This window comes from Bacillus cereus group sp. BceL062 (genome assembly GCF_051780025.1).
GTDB lineage: Bacteria > Bacillota > Bacilli > Bacillales > Bacillaceae_G > Bacillus_A > Bacillus_A toyonensis.
Genome location: NZ_JBPWGY010000010.1, coordinates 121,011 through 141,240 on the forward strand (window position 1 = coordinate 121,011; position 20,230 = coordinate 141,240).

Below are 20,230 nucleotides of genomic sequence, written 5' to 3' on the forward strand. Positions count from 1 at the left end.
TGTATGGCAACTTTAGCAGTTGATTCGGTATCTGTTGGCTATAATGAAGGATTAATTATTGATGGATTAACAGTTGAAATTCCGGAAGGAAAAATTACAACGATTATTGGACCAAATGGTTGTGGGAAATCCACATTATTAAAAACGGCTTCTCGTATTTTGAAGGCGAAAAAAGGTACTGTTTATCTTGATGGAAAAGCAATTGAGAAACAGCCAACGAAAGAAATCGCAAAGAAAATGGCGATCTTACCACAAACTGCAGAAGTGCCAACAGGCCTTACTGTGTTTGAACTTGTTTCATATGGACGTTTTCCTCATCAAAAAGGATTTGGAACATTGAAAGAAGAAGATTATCGCTACATTCATTGGGCACTTGAAGTGACGGGAATGACAGAGTTCGCAAATCGTTCAGCAGAAGCCTTATCAGGTGGTCAACGTCAACGGGTATGGATTGCGATGGCTCTTGCACAAGGAACAGATTTACTTGTATTAGATGAACCAACGACATATTTAGATATGGCACATCAACTTGAAGTATTAAACTTACTGAAGAAATTGAACCAAGAAGAAGGTAGGACAATTGTGATGGTTATTCACGATTTAAATCATGCTTCTCGTTTCTCTGATCATATGATTGCATTAAAAGCAGGTAAGTTAATGAAACAAGGAACGCCAGATGAGGTTATGACAAGTGAAACACTTCGTAACGTGTTTGAGATTGAAGCGCAAATCGTTCCATGTCCAGTAAACTGTAAACCGATTTGTTTAACATATGATTTAGCGATGATTAGTAATCAATTGCGTAAAAAAGCATAAGTAGAACCCCCTCGTAAAGAGGGGGACTTCTAATGGACGTTGAGCTTCTTACTTATAAATGGGAAGTTGAACGCCCGTTAGAATGGGTCATTAACAACGGTTAATAAATATATATTGATTAACTGTTATTTTTGTTTCTTATAGTTCATCCTAAATTATAAGATAAATACAGCCAGAAGGAGTGGGAACATGAAGAATTTTAAAATGGCACTATTAGCAATGGTACTAGTGGTTACTTCTGTACTATTTGCAGCTTGTTCTAACAAAGAAGAAGAAAAGAAAGCAGATGCGAAGACTGAAGAGCGCACTGTAAAACATGCAAAAGGGGAAATTAAAATCCCTGCAAATCCAAAGAAAATTGCTGACCTTAGTGGTTCAACAGAAGAATTATTAATCTTTGGTATGAAACCAATTATTACAGCTAATACATCTCAAGAAAAAATTGATGCACATATTGCAAATAAATTAAAAGACGTTAAACCAGTTGGTTCTGCTTGGGGCGATAAAATTAACATCGAAGCAGTAGCTGCTGCAAAACCAGACTTAATTCTTGTAAATAATCGTCAAGAAAAGATTTACGATCAATTATCTAAAATTGCACCAACAGTTATGTTAAACACTCCATTAGATCAATGGCGTCCAAAGTTTGAAGAAGTAGGCCAAATTCTTGGTAAAGAGAAAGAAACAAAAGAATGGTTTAAAAAGTATGATGAAAAAGCAAGCAAATTACATGATAAAATTATCGCTAAAACTGGTGATGCAACATTCATGAAAATGGCTGCATATCCAAATGCATTCCGTGTATATGGTGACTACGGTTACGGTAGCGTAATCTTTAATGATTTAAAATTACCAGCAGTTAAAGGTACACCAACTGATAAACCATTAGTACAAGTACAAAAAGAAGCTTTAATCGATTACAACCCAGATTACTTATTTGTATTTACAACGGGTGACGGTTCTCAGCGTCTAAAAGAATTCCAAGAAGAATCAATTTGGAAAAACATGAATGCTGTTAAAAATAACCACGTATTTACAATTAAAAATGAAGATCTAAACAAAGGTTACTTCCCACTAGGAAAAGAAATGATCTTAGATGAAGTTGCTGAGTTCGTTTTAGGAAAATAATGTATAAAAAGAAATCACTTTTACTTCGGTAAAGGTGATTTTTTCTTTATATAAGGGCAATTAATACAGTCTTTCATTTCTTTCTGTTTCCTATTTCGTTTATAATATATAGTAAGAATGCAGTAAAGAAAGGGGGATGTCGAAAAGTGGTATATTTAAACGACAAACTCAGCGAAACAAAAGTGTTTAAAGACCCAGTACATAAATATGTGCACGTGCGTGATCGTGTTATTTGGGATTTAATCGGAACGAAAGAATTTCAACGCTTGCGCCGTATTAAGCAGCTTGGAACGACATTTTTTACATTTCACGGTGCAGAGCATAGTCGCTTTACTCATTCGTTAGGTGTATACGAAATTATTCGTCGTATGATTGATGATGTGTTTGATGGCAGACCAAATTGGAATGCTGAAGATAGATTGTTATGTTTATGTGCGGCACTACTTCATGATGTCGGCCACGGCCCATTTTCTCACTCGTTTGAAAAAGTATTTTCATTAGATCATGAGAAATTTACGCAAAAGATTATCGTTGGCGATACGGAGATTAATGATATATTAAGTCGTGTTGATAAGGAGTTTCCACAAAAGGTAGCAGATGTAATTGCGAAAACATCTACTAATAAATTAGCAATTAGTATGATTTCGAGCCAAATTGATGCGGATCGTATGGATTATTTATTAAGAGATGCTTATTTTACAGGCGTAAAGTACGGAAACTTCGATATGGAACGTATATTGCGTGTCATGCGTCCGTATGGGAATCAAGTAGTTATTAAAAATAGTGGTATGCATGCTGTTGAGCATTATATTATGAGCCGTTATCAAATGTATTGGCAAGTATATTTCCATCCGGTAACGCGCAGTGCAGAAGTTATTTTAACGAAGATTTTACACCGTGCTAAATCATTGCATGAGAAGTATTATGCGTTTAAAAATCATCCTGTTCATTTCTATTCTTTGTTTGAAGAAGAAGTGACAGTAGAGGATTATTTAAAGCTAGACGAGAACGTAATGTATTATTACTTCCAAGTATGGCAAGACGAAGAAGATCCAATTTTAAGTGACTTATGCCGTCGTTTTATGAATCGAAATCTATTTAAATATGTAGAGTTTACAGATAAGCACGGTTTAGATAATTGGATGGAGCTAAGCAGCTTATTTAAAAAGATTGGACTAGATCCAGAGTATTATTTAGTAGTTGATTCAACATCGGATTTACCATATGACTTTTATCGCGCAGGAGAAGAGGAAGAGCGTCTGCCAATCTTACTCCTTATGCCGAACGGGGAACTTAGAGAGCTTTCACGTGAATCGGATATTGTTGAGGCGATTACGGGGAAGAAGAGAACGGACCAAAAGTTATTCTATCCGCATGATTTAATCTATGAAGATGGAAGAAAAGGAAAATATAAAGAGAGAATTATCGAGTTGTTAGAAGGCAAGAAATAAGAAGCAGCTAATGGCTGCTTCTTATGAAAGAACTTGAAATTATTTGTCGCTTAAGCGTTTTCCGCCAACTGCATAATGGTTTTTAGACATTTCTTCGATGAAAACAACGATGTTTTCTTCAGGAGCACCAGTTGTTTCGCTTACTGCTGCTGTTACTTTCTCAGCAAGAGCTTTCTTTTGTTCCTCTGTGCGTCCTTCTAGCATTTTCACTGTTACGTATGGCATGTACAATCGCTCCTTTTATGTAAGTTACACTCTTATTATAGCGGATTATGGGGAAGAACAATCGGAAAAAAATAATTTCTTTTTTGACATATTGAAGAGGAGATGAAGTATGGATCAGTTATTTAGATATCCATTGCACGAAATTCCGTTAGTAGCAATGGCGATTATTATTGCACTATCCGTTCATGAATTTGCACATGCATATGTGGCATATAAATTTGGGGACGATACAGCGAAAAAACAAGGGCGTTTAACGTTATCACCGATGGCCCATTTAGATCCTATCGGGATGATTGCAGTATTAATTCTTGGATTCGGTTGGGCAAGACCGGTGCCTGTTAACCCGTATAACTTTAAAAGACCACGTCTTGCAGGGATATTAGTTTCTATTGCAGGACCGATTAGTAACTTAATTTTAAGTGCGATTGGTTTAATTATTTGGTATAGCTTATTAACATTTGGCGTACTAGACTCAATTCCATTTGCAGTAGCAGATACATTAGGTCGATTCTTCCAGATTTTTATTATGCTTAATATCGTTTTACTTGTATTTAACTTATTACCGATTCCGCCACTTGATGGATATCGCGTTGTGGAAGATTTAGCACCAGCAAATATTCGTGCGAAAATGACACAGTATGAAAAATATGGAGCAATTGCGTTATTAATTCTTGTTATTACACCGCTTAGCAATTACACAATTCAACCTATTTTCAATGTTGTCATTCCGTATGTATTCGTATTTTTACAAAGTATCATTGCGCCTATTTTTGGGCTTTTATAATTTTTAAGTGAGGAGGAAGTTACATATGACAGAGAAAAAGAAGAAAATCGGTTTTAATATCGTGAAAAATGATTCAACAGATGGACATGGTGGATTTGGTGTTGGGGCATTAAGCTTAGAAAACATTTCACCTGTATTTGTTGATGTACTAGAGAAAACTGCATTCGTTGATATCGGTGCGATGCATGCGCGTAGTACAGTAGAAAAAGGAATTAAGTTTTTAACAAATAAAGATGACGTTCCAAACGGAAAACCATTTTGGCTTGTTTGGGTAACAATTGAAAGAACACCGAACGGTGCTTATTACGCAGGGGTAACAGCTTGTGAAATGACAGTAGACCGTGAAATTCGCCGCGGATATAAATCACTTCCAGAGCATGTAAACAAAATGGATAAATCATTGAAGCGTCACATTATGGTTGAACATATGGATGAATCTTCTAAAAAAGTACTTGGTACGTTCTTGAAAGAACATAATGAAGCGATTTGGAACGAGTCTAGTGAAGAATTGCGTCATGCATTATTAAGTGAATAAAAAAATAGCTGACGGATGTCCGTCAGCTATTTTTTTTACCAAGGAAGATATTTTTTCCACCAACTTGTTTTTTTCTTTTCTTCACTTGTTTTTTCAAATTCCTCTTTATCATCGACATGATCCATACAATATTCAGTAGGCTCGGTGCCTTTGGCGAAATACATTTTAACTGAAATTGGACAGTTCTTTGTAGCGATCTTGCCGTTTTCTGGGTTAATATTAACGGCTACGACATCACTCGGTTGTTTAAAATCCTTTTTAGGCTGTCCATCTAAGCCTTTCTCCATCGTATCGGTCCATATTTTTTTCGCATATCCTTGTTCTGCTACGTTTGAAATAGATTTAGGTTGATCGTATCCAACCCATACACCAGTTACAATTTGCGGAGTGAATCCAATCATCCAACTATCGGTTTCAGTAGAACCAGACTTTCCGGCATATGTTCTTGATAGTTTTGATAACATAGATTGACCAGTTACAGCGGCATAACTGCTTAGTTTTTTATTAAACATACCAGTCATCATTTCTTCCATCACAAACGCTTTGCTCTTATCGAGAACTTGTTTGCTCTCCAAATGAGCATCGTATAACATGTTCCCTTCATGATCCATAATACGGCGAATAAAGATAGGTTTTACTTCTTTTCCACCGTTTGCGAACATACTATAAGCATTCACCATTTCAATTGGTTTTACAGGAGACGTACCGAGAGCTAGGGAAGGCACATCTTTTAATGCACTCTTAATTCCGAATTGCTTCGCTGTTTTTGCGAGCGTGTCATCACCTAAAAATAAATTTGTTTTCACAGCGTATATGTTATCAGAGACTGCGAGAGCTTGTGCCATCGTTACGAAATCATCTGCGTAATAATCTTTATAGTTTTTCGGTTTATACTTTGAAACACCGTCACCTAAAGTGAATACAGTGTATTCGCTTTTTAAGCGCGTAGCAGGGGTGAATCCTCGTTCCAAAGCTGCGTAATATAGAAAGGGTTTAAATGTAGATCCAGGCTGACGGACGGCTTGTGTAGCCCTGTTAAATTGACTCGTATTATAATCAGTTCCTCCAACAAGAGCAGCCACTTCACCTGTTTTTGGATTCATAGAGACGAGGGCAGTTTGTATGTTTGCTGTTTCAGGTATATGATCTTTGACAGCTTGTTCTGCTACAGATTGTAACTTAGGATCTAACGTTGTATAAATACGTAAGCCACCTCGTTGCAAGGCTTGCTCATCCAGTCCGATATCTCGAAGAAGAGAAGCTTGTACAGCATCTTGGAAATAAGGCGCAACCTCTGCTACTTTTTTCGTATCAAGTGAGGCAAAAGTTAGCGGTTCCTTTTTTGCAGAAGCTGCTTGCTGCTTCGTAATATAACCTTGTTCTACCATTTCATCTAATATGAGAGATTGACGTCCTTTAGCACGTTCTTCTTTTAAAAAGGGAGAGTAGACACTAGGTCCTTTCGGGATTCCTGCAAGCATACTGGCTTCTGCTAATGTTAATTCTTTTGCTGTTTTATCGAAATATAGACGAGACGCAGCTTCGATGCCATAAGCACCATGTCCGTAATAAATTGTATTTAAATAACCTTCTAAAATATGATTTTTATTATAATTCACTTCAAGGCGGACAGTATACATTGCCTCTAATAGTTTCCGTTTCCACGTTTTATCATGATCTAAATATAGATTACGTGCGTATTGTTGTGTAATCGTACTAGCACCTTGCACTTTTGCCATCGCTTTTAAATCAGCAACAATTGCACCTGCAATACGTTTCATATCGAAGCCATGATGCTTATAAAATCTTTGGTCTTCAATAGAAAGTGTCGCTTCTTTTACATAGGGGGAAATTTCATTAAGAGAGACATTGTAACGCTTTTGTATTTCGTTACTTTGTCCAATAACTGTATCATCATTCGCGTAAAAGACGCTTGTTTGCGGGACTGCGACAGGAGGTGGTCCCATAATTTTCGCAACTATAATAATAACAAAAAAGGAAAAAACGAAAAAAAGAACACAAGAAAACATTACGGTGAAGAAAAGACGTTTATATTTTTTAAGTTTTGGATTCATAGTTTGATTCATCTTTTTCAGCCCCTCATTAATACAAACATTATTGTATTAGTATTGAGGATTTTCATTTATTTTAAACAATGAAATTTTGAAAACAAAAAAGCCCCTTCAATTAAGAAAGGAGCTCAAAGGCACGTGCTGGCCAATCGGTGATGATGACATCTACACCATAATCAATTATCGTTTGTAAATCTTTGTATTCGTTAATTGTATAAGGGCGGAAAACGTACCCTTGTTTTTGTGCTAACTGTACGAATTCTTTAGTTAGTAGCTGAAAGTTTGGATGTAAACCAGTTGCTTCTCTAATTTTTGCTTCAGCAATAGGATCAGCAAGTGGCGTATCATATAAAATTGCCCTTGGGATTTCAGGAGCTATTTCTGCTAATAATGAAACAGAGTCATGGTTAAATGATGAGAATACAATTTGATTAGAAAGATGATATTCACGAACAAGTGCAACAACTTTCTCTTCAATATTTGGGTAGTGAATCACATCTGTTTTTAATTCGATATTTAGTTGTAAGTTCGTTGTGGAAAGCCAGATGAAAACTTCGCGTAACGTTGGGATTTTTGCTTCATGGAAAGAAGGATCTTTATGGCTACCAGCGTCCAATGATTGTAGTTCCTCTACCGTTTTTTCAGAAACAATCCCTGCGCCATTTGTTGTGCGATCCACTGTTTCATCGTGGATTACGACAAGTTCGCCATCTTTTGATAGATGAACATCAAGTTCAATCCCATGAGCGCCAATGTGTTCAGCTTCTTGGAAGGCGATCATCGTATTTTCTGGATGTGTTCCTTTTACCCCGCGGTGAGCGAAAATAAGTGGTTTATTCATGTGAAAATCTCCTTATCATCTCTTTTCCTTCATTATGAAACCGCTATGAGAAAAATACAATTTATATGAAAAAAATTTACAAAAGTCTAACAGTTGCACAAAAGTTAACGTTAACGTAAAATGTAATAATTGAGTGAAGGGAGGAATAAACATGTATAAAATTGATGAAGTAACAAAGCAAGTTGGTTTAACAAAGCGTACACTTCGTTATTATGAGGAAATTGGTTTAATTCATCCCCCGGAGCGTAGTGAGGGGAACATTCGGCTTTATACGGATGAGGATATTGCAAGAATTAAAAGGATCGTGGAAGCGAAAGAAGTATTAGGAATCACGCTTCAAGAAATGCAACATTTCTTATCGTTAAAAGAAAGAATGGAACAAAGAAGAAATAGCGAGAATCCTCGCGACCGCGAAGTGATTCAAGAAATTAAAGATATGCTTGAGAAACAAGTGCAAACGTTGGATGAAAAAATGGAGCAAATGCAGCGTGTAAAGGCAGAACTTGAAGATAGTTTACATCGTGCAGTGACATTTTTAGAGAGCATAAAAGGAGAATGATTGAAATGGAGAGCAAACAAAAACTAGGGAGATTGATTACAGTGGTGGCTACTTTCCTTGCCTTTTCTGGTATAGGGGTAGTCGATCCAATCTTGCCAATTATTGCTGAGAAAATTGGTGCAACGCATTGGCAAGTTGAAATGTTATTTACCGCATATATTTTAACGATGGCAATTATGATGTTACCAGCTGGTATATTCGCATCAAGATTTGGTGATAAGCGCATGATGACAATCGGTCTTGCAATTGTAACTGTATTTGCGTTTATATGCGGTATATCGCAAACGATTGCTCAATTATCTCTTTTCCGTGCTGGATGGGGATTAGGAAATGCGATGTTTTTTGCTACAGCAATGACACTTTTAATAGCATTAAGTAAGGAGGTTCATGAAGCAGTAGGATTATATGAAGCAGCTATCGGTTTAGGAATGGCAGGTGGCCCATTGTTAGGTGGTATATTAGGTGGACATTCTTGGCGTTACCCATTTTTCGCAACGAGTATTTTAATTTTCTTAGCATTTATTTTAGTATTCTTTTTTGTAAAAGAACCGGAGCGAAAAGTGAAGCGTAAAGCAGCGGGCGTAGGTGAATTACTTAACTTGGTGAAGTATAAACCGTTTATGCAAGGTGCGATTTCAGGGATGTTATACTACTACGGATTTTTCGTCGTGCTAGCATATTCACCACTTATTATGCATTTATCAGCTATTCAATTAGGTTTTGTATTTTGTGGATGGGGATTAGCGTTAGCTTACGGTTCCGCAATTTTAGCACATAGGCTAGAAGGAAAATATGAACCGAAAACATTGTTAAAAGGTAGTTTACTCGTATTTGCGATTTTCTTAATTGCATTATTCTTTGTGAAAATTATGTGGTTACAAATCGTATTAATTGTCCTATCAGGATTAGCATCTGGTTTAAATAATGCATTATATACAAGCTATGTAATGGATATTTCACCTTATGAAAGATCTGTTACGTCAGGTGTTTATAACTTCGTTCGTTGGTTAGGAGGAGCGATTGCTCCCATTTTATCAGGAGTTATCGGACACACTGTTTCACCACAAAGTCCATTTTTAGTCGGTGGAGTTGTTGTATTAGTTGGTTGCGTTATGATCTTAATTCCGATTCGTAAACCGGTAGAAATAGAGACAAAAGCCCTTTCTTAAGAAAGGGTTTTCTTTCCTATTACAAGGCAAACCCTTTCTACATATATGTTAGAACCCTCTGACTAAAATATATTTTCGGTATTTTTGTACTTTTAACTATACATTTTGGATGTTTTGTTTTATTTTTGTTAGGGGACATTAATGATGTCCCTATTATAAATTTGCATTGAAAGGCGTGATTGTACGATGGAACTATGGTTCACTGAAAAACAAACAAAACATTTTGGGATTACGGCACGTATTAACCGCACATTACATACGGAGCAAACAGAATTCCAAAAACTTGATATGGTTGAAACGGAAGAGTTCGGAAACATGCTTATTTTAGATGGCATGGTCATGACAACAGAAAAAGATGAGTTCGTTTATCATGAAATGGTAGCGCACGTACCTTTATTTACACATCCAAACCCTGAAAACGTATTAGTTGTCGGTGGTGGTGATGGCGGTGTTATTCGTGAAGTGTTAAAACACCCAAGCGTAAAAAAAGCAACTCTTGTTGAAATTGATGGAAAAGTAATTGAGTACTCTAAACAGTACTTACCATCAATTGCAGGCGCATTAGATGATGAGCGTGTAGAGGTGAAAGTAGGAGACGGTTTCCTACACATCGCAGAAAGCGAAAATGAATATGACGTAATTATGGTAGATTCTACTGAGCCGGTAGGACCAGCAGTAAACTTATTTACGAAAGGTTTCTACGCTGGAATCTCTAAAGCGTTAAAAGAAGATGGTATTTTCGTTGCACAAACGGACAACCCTTGGTTCACACCAGAACTAATTACAACTGTGTTCAAAGACGTAAAAGAGATCTTCCCAATTACTCGTTTATACACAGCAAACATTCCAACATATCCAAGTGGACTTTGGACATTCACAATCGGATCTAAAAAACATGATCCACTAGAAGTAAGTGAAGAGCGTTTCCACGAAATCGAAACGAAATACTACACAAAAGAATTACACAATGCAGCATTCGCATTACCGAAATTTGTTGGCGATTTAATTAAGTAAGAGCGTTAAATTGAAATAAATAAAGTGTAAGTAACTCATTTAAGGTGTTTGTCTAGAAGGCTTGAACATGCTAGTTACTTACACTGCTACAAATGAAGTAGTCTTCTTGTGATAACAAGAAGGCCCAGGTAAATCGAGAAAGAGGAGCAGTACGCTCCAAATTTGAGAAATAATGAAAGGTTGGGATACCTTAAGTTCCACATAAGGAGGAAAAGAATATGCGTTTTGATGAAGCTTATTCAGGTAAAGTATTTATTAAAAGTCATCCAAGTTTTGAAGAGTCAAAGGCGGTTATTTATGGGATGCCTATGGATTGGACAGTAAGTTTCCGTCCAGGATCTCGCTTTGGCCCTGCACGTATTCGTGAAGTATCAATCGGTCTTGAAGAATATAGTCCGTATTTAGATCGTGAACTAGAAGAGGTAAAATATTTTGATGCGGGTGATATCCCATTACCATTCGGAAATGCACAACGCAGCTTAGACATGATTGAAGAGTATGTATCAAAACTTTTAGATGCCGGTAAGTTTCCACTAGGTCTCGGCGGTGAGCACTTAGTGTCTTGGCCAATTTTTAAGGCAATGGCAAAAAAATATCCGGATTTAGCAATCATCCACATGGATGCTCATACTGATTTACGTGAATCGTATGAAGGGGAGCCTTTATCCCACTCTACACCAATTCGTAAAGTGTGTGATTTAATTGGTCCGGAAAACGTATATTCTTTCGGAATTCGTTCTGGAATGAAGGAAGAATTTGAATGGGCGAAAGAAGTAGGTATGAACTTATACAAATTTGACGTATTAGAGCCGTTAAAAGAAGTATTACCGAAACTTGCAGGACGTCCAGTCTATGTCACAATCGACATTGATGTATTAGACCCAGCTCATGCTCCTGGAACAGGAACGTTAGAGGCTGGAGGTATCACATCTAAAGAACTATTAGATTCCATCATGGCAATTGCAAATTCAAATATAAATGTAGTTGGAGCAGACTTAGTAGAAGTAGCTCCTGTCTACGACCATAGTGATCAAACACCAGTCGCAGCAAGCAAATTCGTGCGGGAAATGCTGCTCGGTTGGGTAAAGTAAAAGTGAAGCCGACTGTTTAGACCCGGTGACTAAGGTTCTTTCCTGCAAAAGGTGCTTTTTACCTTTTGGCAGGGAAGGTTCTTAGACGCAAGGGGCTAGGAGGCGTAACTGGATAGAAATAAAAGCGGAAGCGAAGCGACCGACCATTCTAGCCGCTGTAGCTGGATAAAGTAAGAGTCCCCTATGAATAGGGGCTTTTATTTTATCCGTTATGTGTCGGTAAGTCGATATATTAAAAAAATCGTCGATATAATCCCATTTACCATAGCAAGACATGAAAAAAAGAGTTATTCTCAAAAGGTGAGAATAACTCTTTTTCTTATGCAACCTTTTCTTCTGAAGCAATGCCGCGAATTTCATCAGCAGAGCGGATCGGATATTTGCGGAACACAATAGATCCGATGTATCCGACAATAGTGGTAACGATTCCACATAGTACAGCAGCGATCGTTACTTTTATAACGTCATTAAATCCAAACAAGACGAGAAGCCCTGGAATTGGTGATGCTGTTCCTGGCGCATTATTAACGAGCTGGAATAGCGATGTAATAATACCGGCAAGCGCGCCGCCAACGAAGTTTGTCATATAGATAGGAATTGGATTTGCTGAGACAACATCGGCTTGTGTTAAAGGCTCGATTGCTACAGCAATTGTATCTTTCTTTGAACAAATTTTTAGTCGTTTAAAGAAAATAAAGTTCATCGGGGCTGAGGCCGCAACGGCAAGACTGCCAATTGCCATTGGTAAACCTGTTAATCCAAGCATTGCAGTTAATGCCATAGAACTTAATGGAGAGGTAGAAATAACTGTTATTAATCCACCAAGCATAATACCCATAATGATAGGACTTTCTGTAGTTGCAACTGAAATCATAGAACCGATTTTACCAAGTGTTGCGTTAACGAGTGGATCCATAAGCATGGCCATTCCACGTGAGATTGGTGCAGCAATAAATAGGATTGCTAAAAACTCTACACCAGCTGGTAATTTCTTTTCGAGAAATTTCACGACGAAGGCACAAACGTATCCAGCAAAAAATCCTGGTAAAATACCGAATCCACTAGTAGCGATACCGATTAAAACAGCGTATACGGGTGAAACGCCGATTGCTAATGCTACTAAAATTGCTGCTGCAACACCGCTCATACTACCAGAAGCTTCTCCTACTGATTGTAAAAAGTCATTATGAAACATTTCTCCACCTATATAACGGTGAAATGCTTCAATAAGAAAACTTGCGATTGCTGCATTAGCTAAAGCACCCATCGCCTTCATTCCGTAAGGCGCACGGTAACTGAAAAGTGTAAATAGACAAAGTACAACAAGTAATAGTGCTAAACCTTGCAAGATAGCCATTTGAAAACTGTCTCCTTTGATTTTTGTAATAAAAATTTGTATCATTCAATAATAATATAAAAGTTTGTGAAACGGAAAAATTTTTTATTGGGAAATTGCTGTAAGGTGAAAAACCCTTACAATAATGTAAGGAAAGTGTAAGGCATTTCGATAGAGTATAGTATGCTTTTTTTCGTATAATACAGGTATAGACATACGGTTAGTGAGAAAGTAGTGCAAACAGGAGGCGCATTTATGAAATTGGTAATTAAAGTTTTAGCTGTGTTCGCCATTATTTTAGGAGGAACAGCATATTATTTAAACACGAAAACAGAAGGTGTGCATGCTTTTGTAGACAACTTCTTTTCAAATAAAGAAATACAAGATTATTATGCTGTTATAGATAAAAGCGAGAAAAAAGACGATGAATATTTGTATACATTTAAAGGATATACAGAAGATGGAAAGTTACAAGTTATTAAAAGAATGGTGAACCGTGAATTGCATACGGGTGCTTTTATAAAAATTTATGCAAAAGGTATGCAGGGAAAAGGATGGGCTGAAATCCCGAAAGAATCAATCCCACAAAAAGCGTTGCAAAAAATAGAAAAACCATAAAAGGAGCGAAACGTTCGCTCCTTTTTTAGTGCGTTAAAATGGTGATAGCTGAACTTTCTTTATTAGAAATGATTTTTGCACGTCCGCCAATTGGGAAAGTGAAGATCGGAGTTGTATGTCCGAAACTTGCATTCGCAATAATAGGGATATGTGCAAGTTCAGGCTTTGAAGTAATCATTTCTTGAATGTCCTCTATCATACATTCTGCTCCTTTTTGCATTCTTCCTATAACGATACCTTTTACGTATTCAAAATCAGTTTGTTGCATAAGAGAATGTAAGTATCGATCGAAAGTTTTAAGTGTAGCTTTTCCCGTTAAACTATCTTCTTCAAGAAATAAAACTTTATCTCGTAAGCTTGGCATATACGGTGTACCTTGTAGTAAATGTAAAGTGCTCATATTTCCGCCGATAATATCCCCTGTAGCTTCTCCTTCTTGAATCGAAATATATCCTTCATTTTTAATAAATTCTCGATTTTCCTGATCTATATACCAAGAATCATCACTCCACGTTTCAGATGGTAGGATTTCAATAGAATCATTAGAAGTTAAGCATTTAAAAAAGTAATCGGTTGTATACGCGAGACCTTTCTCCATTCCAAATGAAGAGAAGTGAGGACCTGAATATGTAACAAGACCTGTTTTTGTATAAAGTGCGTTATGTAAAGCAGTAATGTCAGAATAGCCGCAGAAAAACTTTGGATTTTCGCGAATTAAATCGTAATCGAGATGTTTCAATAAGCCGTTAGAGTTATATCCGCCAAGTGTCGTCAAAATTGCTTTTACATTAGGGTCTCTAAATGCTTCATGGAGGTCTTGAACACGTGAAGAAATAGAAGAGGAAGCGAATCGATCTATCTCATCAGCATATTTTGAGAATGTAACTTGAAAGCCCATGTCGGTTAATCTTTTTATAGCAAGGTTTCTGTTTTCATTTGAGACAATACTTAAACTACAAGATGGTGAAATAACTCTTATTTCATCCCCTTTTTTTAATTTTGTTGGTATCACGACATTCACCCCTTTAATTAAAAGAATATTTAGATTTAAAAAATATTTTATCATATGAAATAAAGTGAGGGTAAATTATTTTTTGAAAAGGAGTTTTCCTGATTTTTCAGCAGACAGACAGCATCTTTTTTTGATATGATAGGAAAAGTGATTTATTATAAGTAGTATTTAATATCTATAACATTTGAAAGGTGTGCAAGACGTGAAGAAACAACTTGCAGGCTTGCCGGTACACGTTCATTTCGTAACAGAAATCCGTGAAGGGGCGAGGAAGGAAACCGTTGCTTTTGAAGCAAATGGTCAATACTATGTAAAAGGTCAAGGTACATACGTAACATTCCAAGAGCCGAACGAACAAGGCGAAGTGAAGACAATTATAAAAATTCAAGATGAACAAGTTCTCATTATGCGTTCAGGTGCTATTTCTATGCGTCAGACGCATGTGAAAGGTGAATGGACAACTGGTACGTACACGAGTGAACTTGGTACGTTTGCACTGCAAACGAAAACTGATAACGTTCTTTTTAAATGGTCGGATGAAAAGAAAAAAGGACAACTCTTCTTAACGTACGCATTGCTTCTAAGTGAACAAGAAGCTGGCAGATATACAATTACAATTAACTTGAAGGAGGCAAAATAATGAATTCTTTAGAACAGGTAAAAGGATTGATTAAAGAAGAAATTCAAGCTGCTGTATTAAAGGCAGAATTAGCAACAGAAGAACAAATTCCAAACGTTGTATTAGAATCTCCAAAAGATAAAACAAATGGTGATTTCTCTACAAATATGGCAATGCAACTTGCACGTGTTGCGAAAAAAGCACCTCGTATGATTGCAGAAGAATTAGTTGCAAACTTTGATAAAGCAAAAGCTTCTATTGAAAAAATTGAAATCGCTGGTCCTGGTTTTATTAACTTCTATATGGATAATAGTTACTTAACAGACTTAATTCCAACAATCGTTAATGCTGGTGAAGCTTACGGTGAAACGAACACTGGTAAAGGTGAAAAAGTACAAATTGAGTTCGTATCTGCGAATCCAACAGGTGACCTTCACTTAGGACATGCACGCGGTGCTGCGGTAGGCGACACTTTATGTAACGTATTAGCAAAAGCAGGATACGATGTATCTCGTGAGTACTACATTAATGACGCGGGTAACCAAATTCATAATTTAGCTCTTTCTGTTGAAGCTCGTTACATGCAAGCGTTAGGTTTAGATAAAGAAATGCCAGAAGACGGTTACCACGGTGCAGATATTATCGGTATCGGTAAACGTTTAGCTGAAGAGTTTGGCGATCGTTATGCGAAAGCTGATGCAGAAGAAAGCTATGAGTTCTATCGTTCATACGGTTTGAAATATGAGTTAGCAAAACTTCAAAAAGACTTAGAGAGCTTCCGTGTTAAATTCGATGTATGGTTCTCAGAAACATCATTATACAAAAACGGAAAAATTGATCAGGCTCTTGCTGTATTAAAAGAGCGTGACGAAATCTTTGAAGAAGGCGGCGCAACTTGGTTCCGCTCAATGACTTACGGTGACGACAAAAACCGTGTATTAATTAAAAACGACGGTTCTTACACATACTTAACGCCAGATATCGCTTACCATCGCGACAAATTAGAGCGTGGTTTCGATAAATTAATCAACATTTGGGGTGCTGACCACCACGGTTACATTCCTCGTATGAAAGCTGCGATACAAGCACTTGGTTACGATAAAGACACATTAGAAGTAGAAATCATCCAAATGGTACAACTATACCAAAACGGTGAAAAAATGAAGATGAGTAAGCGTACGGGTAAAGCAGTTACACTTCGTGAGCTTATGGAAGAAGTAGGCGTGGACGCAATGCGTTACTTCTTTGCAATGCGTAGCGGTGATTCTCATTTAGACTTCGATATGGACTTAGCTGTATCAAAATCTAATGAAAATCCAGTATACTATGCGCAATATGCACATGCTCGTGTATGCAGTATCCTTCGTCAAGGTGAAGAGTTAGGATTAGCTACAGGCGGAGACGTGAACTATAAACTTGTTACTTCTGAGAAAGAAGTAGAATTACTGAAAAAACTTGGTGAATTCCCAGCTGTAGTTGCGGATGCAGCGCAAAAACGTCTGCCACACCGCATTACAAACTATGCATTTGAATTAGCTGCAGCACTACACAGCTTCTACAATGCAGAGAAAGTATTAAACCAAGATAACTTAGAGTTAAGTAAAGCTCGTTACGAATTAATGAAAGCAGTACGCACTACACTTCAAAACGCACTAGCAATCGTAGGAGTATCTGCACCAGAAAAAATGTAATGAAGAAAAGCGGAAGCGGCTCGTTTAGAATAGGAGGGGATGGAGCTCCTGACAGAGAGGCGTACTTTGCCTCGGAGGAAGGCGCGAAGCCACTGAGTATTCTAGCCGCTGGAGCTGGACAATGAAGAAAAGCGGAAGCGGACTTTCGCTTTAAGTAAAAGGCAATCACACGATGGTGTGGTTGCCTTTTTGTATGGAGATAATAAAAAAATATAATTTTTATCAAACAAATATATGAAAGAGTTCGCTAATCCATTTGTGATATTTGAGGTGGCAGGAGTTACAATGTTTTTTGCTTTTATAGCACTTTTAGTATGTATAGCATCATGGGTATATACAGATGCAAAAACGCATGGAATAAGTAAGTGGTGGAGTGTGGTATCGATTCTATTACCATTCTTTATTGGAGTTTTGTTATATATGATGCGAAGAAGTAAAAAGAGAGTAGAAGGAGAACATATGATGAAGGGTATGAAAAAACAAAAAATAACGTTAGTTGCCATATTTGCAAGTGTAATGTTTGTATTACTCAGTGGCTTTGCTTTTGTCCAAACGTTAGATGATACGTGGAAAGCCGGAGATATATATTTAGAAAGCGAGAAGCAAGGAGAGGCAAGTTACGAGGCCAAGTTCTCATCATGGGATACTGCGGGGAAAGACATTGAGCTTGAGTACGAAAAAGATACAGAAGTAACATTTTTTTATGAAACAGATGCAAGACGTGGTAACTTATGCTTTAGTTTGTATGAAAGACAAGCGGAAAGTATGAAAGAGTTAAAAGAAATCTGTGAATCGAAAAAAGGTACTTTTACAGTTACATTGAAGGCAAACGAAAAGTACGTATTTAATATAAGTGGTTTCATGGTGAAAGATGGATTTGTAAAAGTGAATTGGAAAGAGCAATAAGAGAGGCCCTATAAAGGGCCTCCTTTTTATTGAATTGTATAAGTAACAGAAAAACTAACAGGACTATAGTACACGTAAGGTGCATGAAATTGGACATACATATTTCCATCTGTTTTTGCAGCGAAAATTCTGCCGTAACCATCAGAATAACGCCCAATAAGGTTATGATTTGAGTCATAAACACTGTAACTAGGGGTTTTGCTGTTAGGATGAATTGTTAGTTCTTGTCCTTTTTGAAGGAAAATAGGTTCTTGTTCGGAACTACTTCCAGTTTGCAAAGAATAAAATTTTGTAAAGCTTTGTTCTTGAGCGGCGGCAGCCTTTGTTTCTGGAATAAAGGCGGTAGCTCCAGTAATTCCTGCTAAAGTTAACGCACCTGCTAAAATCATTTTTTTCATAGTAGAAAAAGCCTCCTTATTAGTTGTAATCATTTTTGTTACAGTTAATATTGTATACGATAATACATAGGAGAAAATATGCTTTTATGCATATATATTTTTTCTCAATAAAAAACCACCGATAAACTCAGTGGTCTTTTAAAGCATTAAGCGGCCTTCTGTTCAGTTTGAGTAACAGGTGTTTGAAGTGTATTATAAACTCCTGTCCCGATAACGTCTAATGCCATTTTCATACGTTCAGGCGAAATGTTTTCTAACACATTATCTTGAGGTGTATGGTATACCTTTTCAATATGATAGATTAATGGATTCCAGCTATCGACACCCATCCAAATAAATAGAGCGGCAGGAATACCAACTTCAGCAAACGGTACGTGATCACTAGAGCCGAATTTTCCTTGAAGAACGAGGTTATTATTTAATTGTTTACCCGCTTGCAGGGCTGCATCTGTTACAAGATTTGTAGAACCATCAGGTGTCATAGCGTATAAATTTTTTGCTTTATCATAATTTGTTGCAACCATATCAGCGTTAAAGACACCTAAAATACGGTCACGTTCTTTCTGAGATAGGCTATTTACATAATGGTCTGAACCAAGTAATCCAGTTTCCTCGGAGCCGAAAGTAATAAAACGAATTTCTTTATCAGTTTCTATATTTTGCAAAGCACGAGCTAATTCTAATACCAATCCAGTCCCAGAAGCATTATCGTTGGCACCAGGTGCTCCAACGACGCTATCATAGTGTGAACTTATAACGACAGCTTTTGCATTACCTGTACTATTTTTTGGTTTCTTTTTCGCAATAACATTTAGAGAAGTTAAATTAGATTCATGTCTGGCTTTTAAAGAAAGGATTGTCGTTCCTTTTTTCGCAATTTCTTCTTTAAATGCATTTCCTTGAGCGTAAGCAAGACCAAATACAGGAACAGACTGTTTTTTCATTAAGCGGGGATTGAAAGTTTGTCCGTAGTTTCCACGCCCCCCAATTAAACTGTATAAAAGAACGCCTTTTGCACCTTTACTAACAGCATTTTCAACTTGTTTATTATAGTCTGCTATCGTTGTTCCTCTTTCGAATAGAACAATTTTACCATTAACTTCATTTGGAATATCCGCTAATTTTGTTCCACCTTTAACAAAGATAAGAGGGGCTGTAACAGCCTCTGCAGAAATTAGTGCATTAGGAGCAGCACCGGCTTGCCAATTACGTTTTGTGGATAATGGCGATTCAATAAATCCAACGTACTGATCCGGCACTTGAAATGGCTGATATTCAACTTCATAGCCCATCGATTTAAGCTGCATACCAATATAGCGAGAAGCCCATTCTTCAGACTTTGTTCCACCAGGACGAGGACCAATTGTTTCGGATAAGAAACGGATATGTTCGATGGCACGGTTTGCATCAATTTGTTTTGTAATAGATGGAGTCTGTGTAATTTCTGAGGTGGAATCAGCTTTTGCTTGTCCGATTGGAGCTAAACCGACAGCAAGTGATACGGCAAGTAAAGAGCTTACCATTTTTTGTTTCAACGATTTTATCATTTTTTCCTCTCCCATTCTTCTATTCTCTCTGACTGACAAAAGAAGACGGATAACGACTTTATTTTACCTGTGCACCATTTATTTTTCAATATTCTGACATTGAGAAATAAAAATGCTATATGCATATTTGCATATTTTTGGTGGAGATATGTATGCTATCATCTTAAATGAAGGTTAGCTTTCTGTTTGGAAAGCTCCTACATTGCATGAATCTAGTGTACCCAAACTTTAGATTATGTAGAGAAAAGAATCCACTGTAGGGTTTCTTTTCTCATGTTTGAATCATATGATGATAAATATGTTTCCGCATTTCATAATTATCATCAGTGATATATGTAAGGCATCCATATGAAAATACGAGGCTGTTCAAAGGTTTTCCGTACTTTTGGGCAGCCTCACCCCGTTAAAAAGACGATAC

20 protein-coding genes are annotated in these 20,230 nt (G+C 37.0%); 13 read left to right on the forward strand and 7 right to left on the reverse strand.

What is annotated here, in order from left to right:
* Positions 1–3: 3 nt before the first annotated feature.
* From ACS2MN_RS22110 to ACS2MN_RS22120, 3 genes are all read left to right on the forward strand, one after another.
* Entirely contained in the window at positions 4–816 is an 813-nt protein-coding gene (locus ACS2MN_RS22110) for an ABC transporter ATP-binding protein (protein WP_000212075.1), read from the forward strand.
* Positions 817–1,005: 189 nt separating this feature from the next.
* Positions 1,006–1,944: an ABC transporter substrate-binding protein gene (locus ACS2MN_RS22115; RefSeq protein ID WP_000787722.1), complete on the forward strand. Its 939-nt coding sequence runs from the start codon at positions 1,006–1,008 to the stop codon at positions 1,942–1,944.
* A gap of 146 nt (positions 1,945–2,090) precedes the next feature.
* Entirely contained in the window at positions 2,091–3,395 is a 1,305-nt protein-coding gene (locus ACS2MN_RS22120) for an HD domain-containing protein (protein ID WP_000262726.1), read from the forward strand.
* Between the two features lie 39 nt (positions 3,396–3,434).
* Here ACS2MN_RS22120 and ACS2MN_RS22125 read toward each other — a convergent pair whose 3' ends face one another.
* Complete coding sequence (locus ACS2MN_RS22125; protein WP_001147171.1) at positions 3,435–3,620, reverse strand: 2-hydroxymuconate tautomerase; 186 nt, start codon at positions 3,618–3,620, stop codon at positions 3,435–3,437.
* Between the two features lie 109 nt (positions 3,621–3,729).
* Between ACS2MN_RS22125 and ACS2MN_RS22130 the strand changes: the two genes are divergently transcribed.
* Both ACS2MN_RS22130 and ACS2MN_RS22135 read left to right on the forward strand, forming a co-directional pair.
* Positions 3,730–4,404 (forward strand): site-2 protease family protein, encoded by a 675-nt coding sequence (locus ACS2MN_RS22130; RefSeq protein ID WP_000372440.1) that lies wholly within the window; start codon positions 3,730–3,732, stop codon positions 4,402–4,404.
* Between the two features lie 25 nt (positions 4,405–4,429).
* Positions 4,430–4,939 (forward strand): YwhD family protein, encoded by a 510-nt coding sequence (locus ACS2MN_RS22135; RefSeq protein ID WP_000136676.1) that lies wholly within the window; start codon positions 4,430–4,432, stop codon positions 4,937–4,939.
* A gap of 35 nt (positions 4,940–4,974) precedes the next feature.
* On the opposite strand, the gene ACS2MN_RS22140 is transcribed toward ACS2MN_RS22135, so the two are convergent.
* Positions 4,975–7,026, reverse strand: a complete 2,052-nt coding sequence (locus ACS2MN_RS22140; protein WP_001077069.1) for a transglycosylase domain-containing protein — start codon at positions 7,024–7,026, stop codon at positions 4,975–4,977.
* A 100-nt stretch (positions 7,027–7,126) separates the two neighbouring features.
* Complete coding sequence (locus ACS2MN_RS22145; RefSeq protein WP_001039752.1) at positions 7,127–7,852, reverse strand: glycerophosphodiester phosphodiesterase; 726 nt, start codon at positions 7,850–7,852, stop codon at positions 7,127–7,129.
* Positions 7,853–8,003: 151 nt separating this feature from the next.
* Here ACS2MN_RS22145 and ACS2MN_RS22150 point away from each other — a divergent pair, with 151 nt between their 5' ends.
* The 4 genes from ACS2MN_RS22150 to speB all read left to right on the forward strand — a co-directional run bounded on the left by ACS2MN_RS22150 (position 8,004) and on the right by speB (position 11,685).
* Positions 8,004–8,411, forward strand: a complete 408-nt coding sequence (locus ACS2MN_RS22150; RefSeq protein ID WP_000276559.1) for a MerR family transcriptional regulator — start codon at positions 8,004–8,006, stop codon at positions 8,409–8,411.
* Between the two features lie 5 nt (positions 8,412–8,416).
* A complete protein-coding gene (locus tag ACS2MN_RS22155; RefSeq protein ID WP_000444237.1) occupies positions 8,417–9,580 on the forward strand; it encodes an MFS transporter in 1,164 nt (387 codons plus the stop codon).
* Positions 9,581–9,766: 186 nt separating this feature from the next.
* A complete protein-coding gene (gene speE / locus ACS2MN_RS22160; protein WP_000424693.1) occupies positions 9,767–10,594 on the forward strand; it encodes a polyamine aminopropyltransferase in 828 nt (275 codons plus the stop codon).
* Positions 10,595–10,812: 218 nt separating this feature from the next.
* Positions 10,813–11,685, forward strand: coding sequence for an agmatinase (gene speB / locus ACS2MN_RS22165; RefSeq protein WP_001209829.1), 873 nt, complete (start codon positions 10,813–10,815; stop codon positions 11,683–11,685).
* 319 nt (positions 11,686–12,004) lie between these two features.
* Here speB and ACS2MN_RS22170 read toward each other — a convergent pair whose 3' ends face one another.
* Complete coding sequence (locus ACS2MN_RS22170; protein ID WP_000996326.1) at positions 12,005–13,042, reverse strand: PTS sugar transporter subunit IIC; 1,038 nt, start codon at positions 13,040–13,042, stop codon at positions 12,005–12,007.
* Positions 13,043–13,276: 234 nt separating this feature from the next.
* Between ACS2MN_RS22170 and ACS2MN_RS22175 the strand changes: the two genes are divergently transcribed.
* The gene (locus ACS2MN_RS22175; protein WP_000779925.1) at positions 13,277–13,639 is read left to right on the forward strand and encodes a YxeA family protein; all 363 of its coding nucleotides are present in this window, start codon (positions 13,277–13,279) and stop codon (positions 13,637–13,639) included.
* Between the two features lie 25 nt (positions 13,640–13,664).
* Here the strand turns inward: ACS2MN_RS22175 and ACS2MN_RS22180 are convergent, their stop codons facing one another.
* A complete protein-coding gene (locus ACS2MN_RS22180) occupies positions 13,665–14,705 on the reverse strand; it encodes a S66 family peptidase (protein ID WP_141499310.1) in 1,041 nt (346 codons plus the stop codon).
* A 148-nt stretch (positions 14,706–14,853) separates the two neighbouring features.
* On the opposite strand from ACS2MN_RS22180, the gene ACS2MN_RS22185 reads away from it, so the two are divergent.
* The 3 genes from ACS2MN_RS22185 (at position 14,854) to ACS2MN_RS22195 (ending at position 17,867) form a co-directional block, all read left to right on the forward strand.
* Positions 14,854–15,291, forward strand: coding sequence for a DUF1934 domain-containing protein (locus tag ACS2MN_RS22185; RefSeq protein WP_000744343.1), 438 nt, complete (start codon positions 14,854–14,856; stop codon positions 15,289–15,291).
* Positions 15,291–16,961 carry an arginine--tRNA ligase gene (gene argS, locus ACS2MN_RS22190; RefSeq protein WP_001086439.1) on the forward strand — a complete coding sequence of 557 codons (1,671 nt, stop codon included), beginning with the start codon at positions 15,291–15,293 and terminating at the stop codon, positions 16,959–16,961. The genes ACS2MN_RS22185 and argS overlap by 1 nt, the downstream gene beginning before the upstream one ends.
* Before the next feature lie 234 nt (positions 16,962–17,195).
* Positions 17,196–17,867, forward strand: coding sequence for a hypothetical protein (locus ACS2MN_RS22195; protein WP_000657184.1), 672 nt, complete (start codon positions 17,196–17,198; stop codon positions 17,865–17,867).
* A gap of 26 nt (positions 17,868–17,893) precedes the next feature.
* On the opposite strand, the gene ACS2MN_RS22200 is transcribed toward ACS2MN_RS22195, so the two are convergent.
* Together ACS2MN_RS22200 and ACS2MN_RS22205 are read right to left on the reverse strand one after the other, a co-directional pair.
* Positions 17,894–18,265 (reverse strand): hypothetical protein, encoded by a 372-nt coding sequence (locus tag ACS2MN_RS22200; RefSeq protein ID WP_000738215.1) that lies wholly within the window; start codon positions 18,263–18,265, stop codon positions 17,894–17,896.
* A gap of 146 nt (positions 18,266–18,411) precedes the next feature.
* Positions 18,412–19,812: a M28 family metallopeptidase gene (locus ACS2MN_RS22205; protein WP_346994764.1), complete on the reverse strand. Its 1,401-nt coding sequence runs from the start codon at positions 19,810–19,812 to the stop codon at positions 18,412–18,414.
* Positions 19,813–20,230 lie beyond the last annotated feature (418 nt).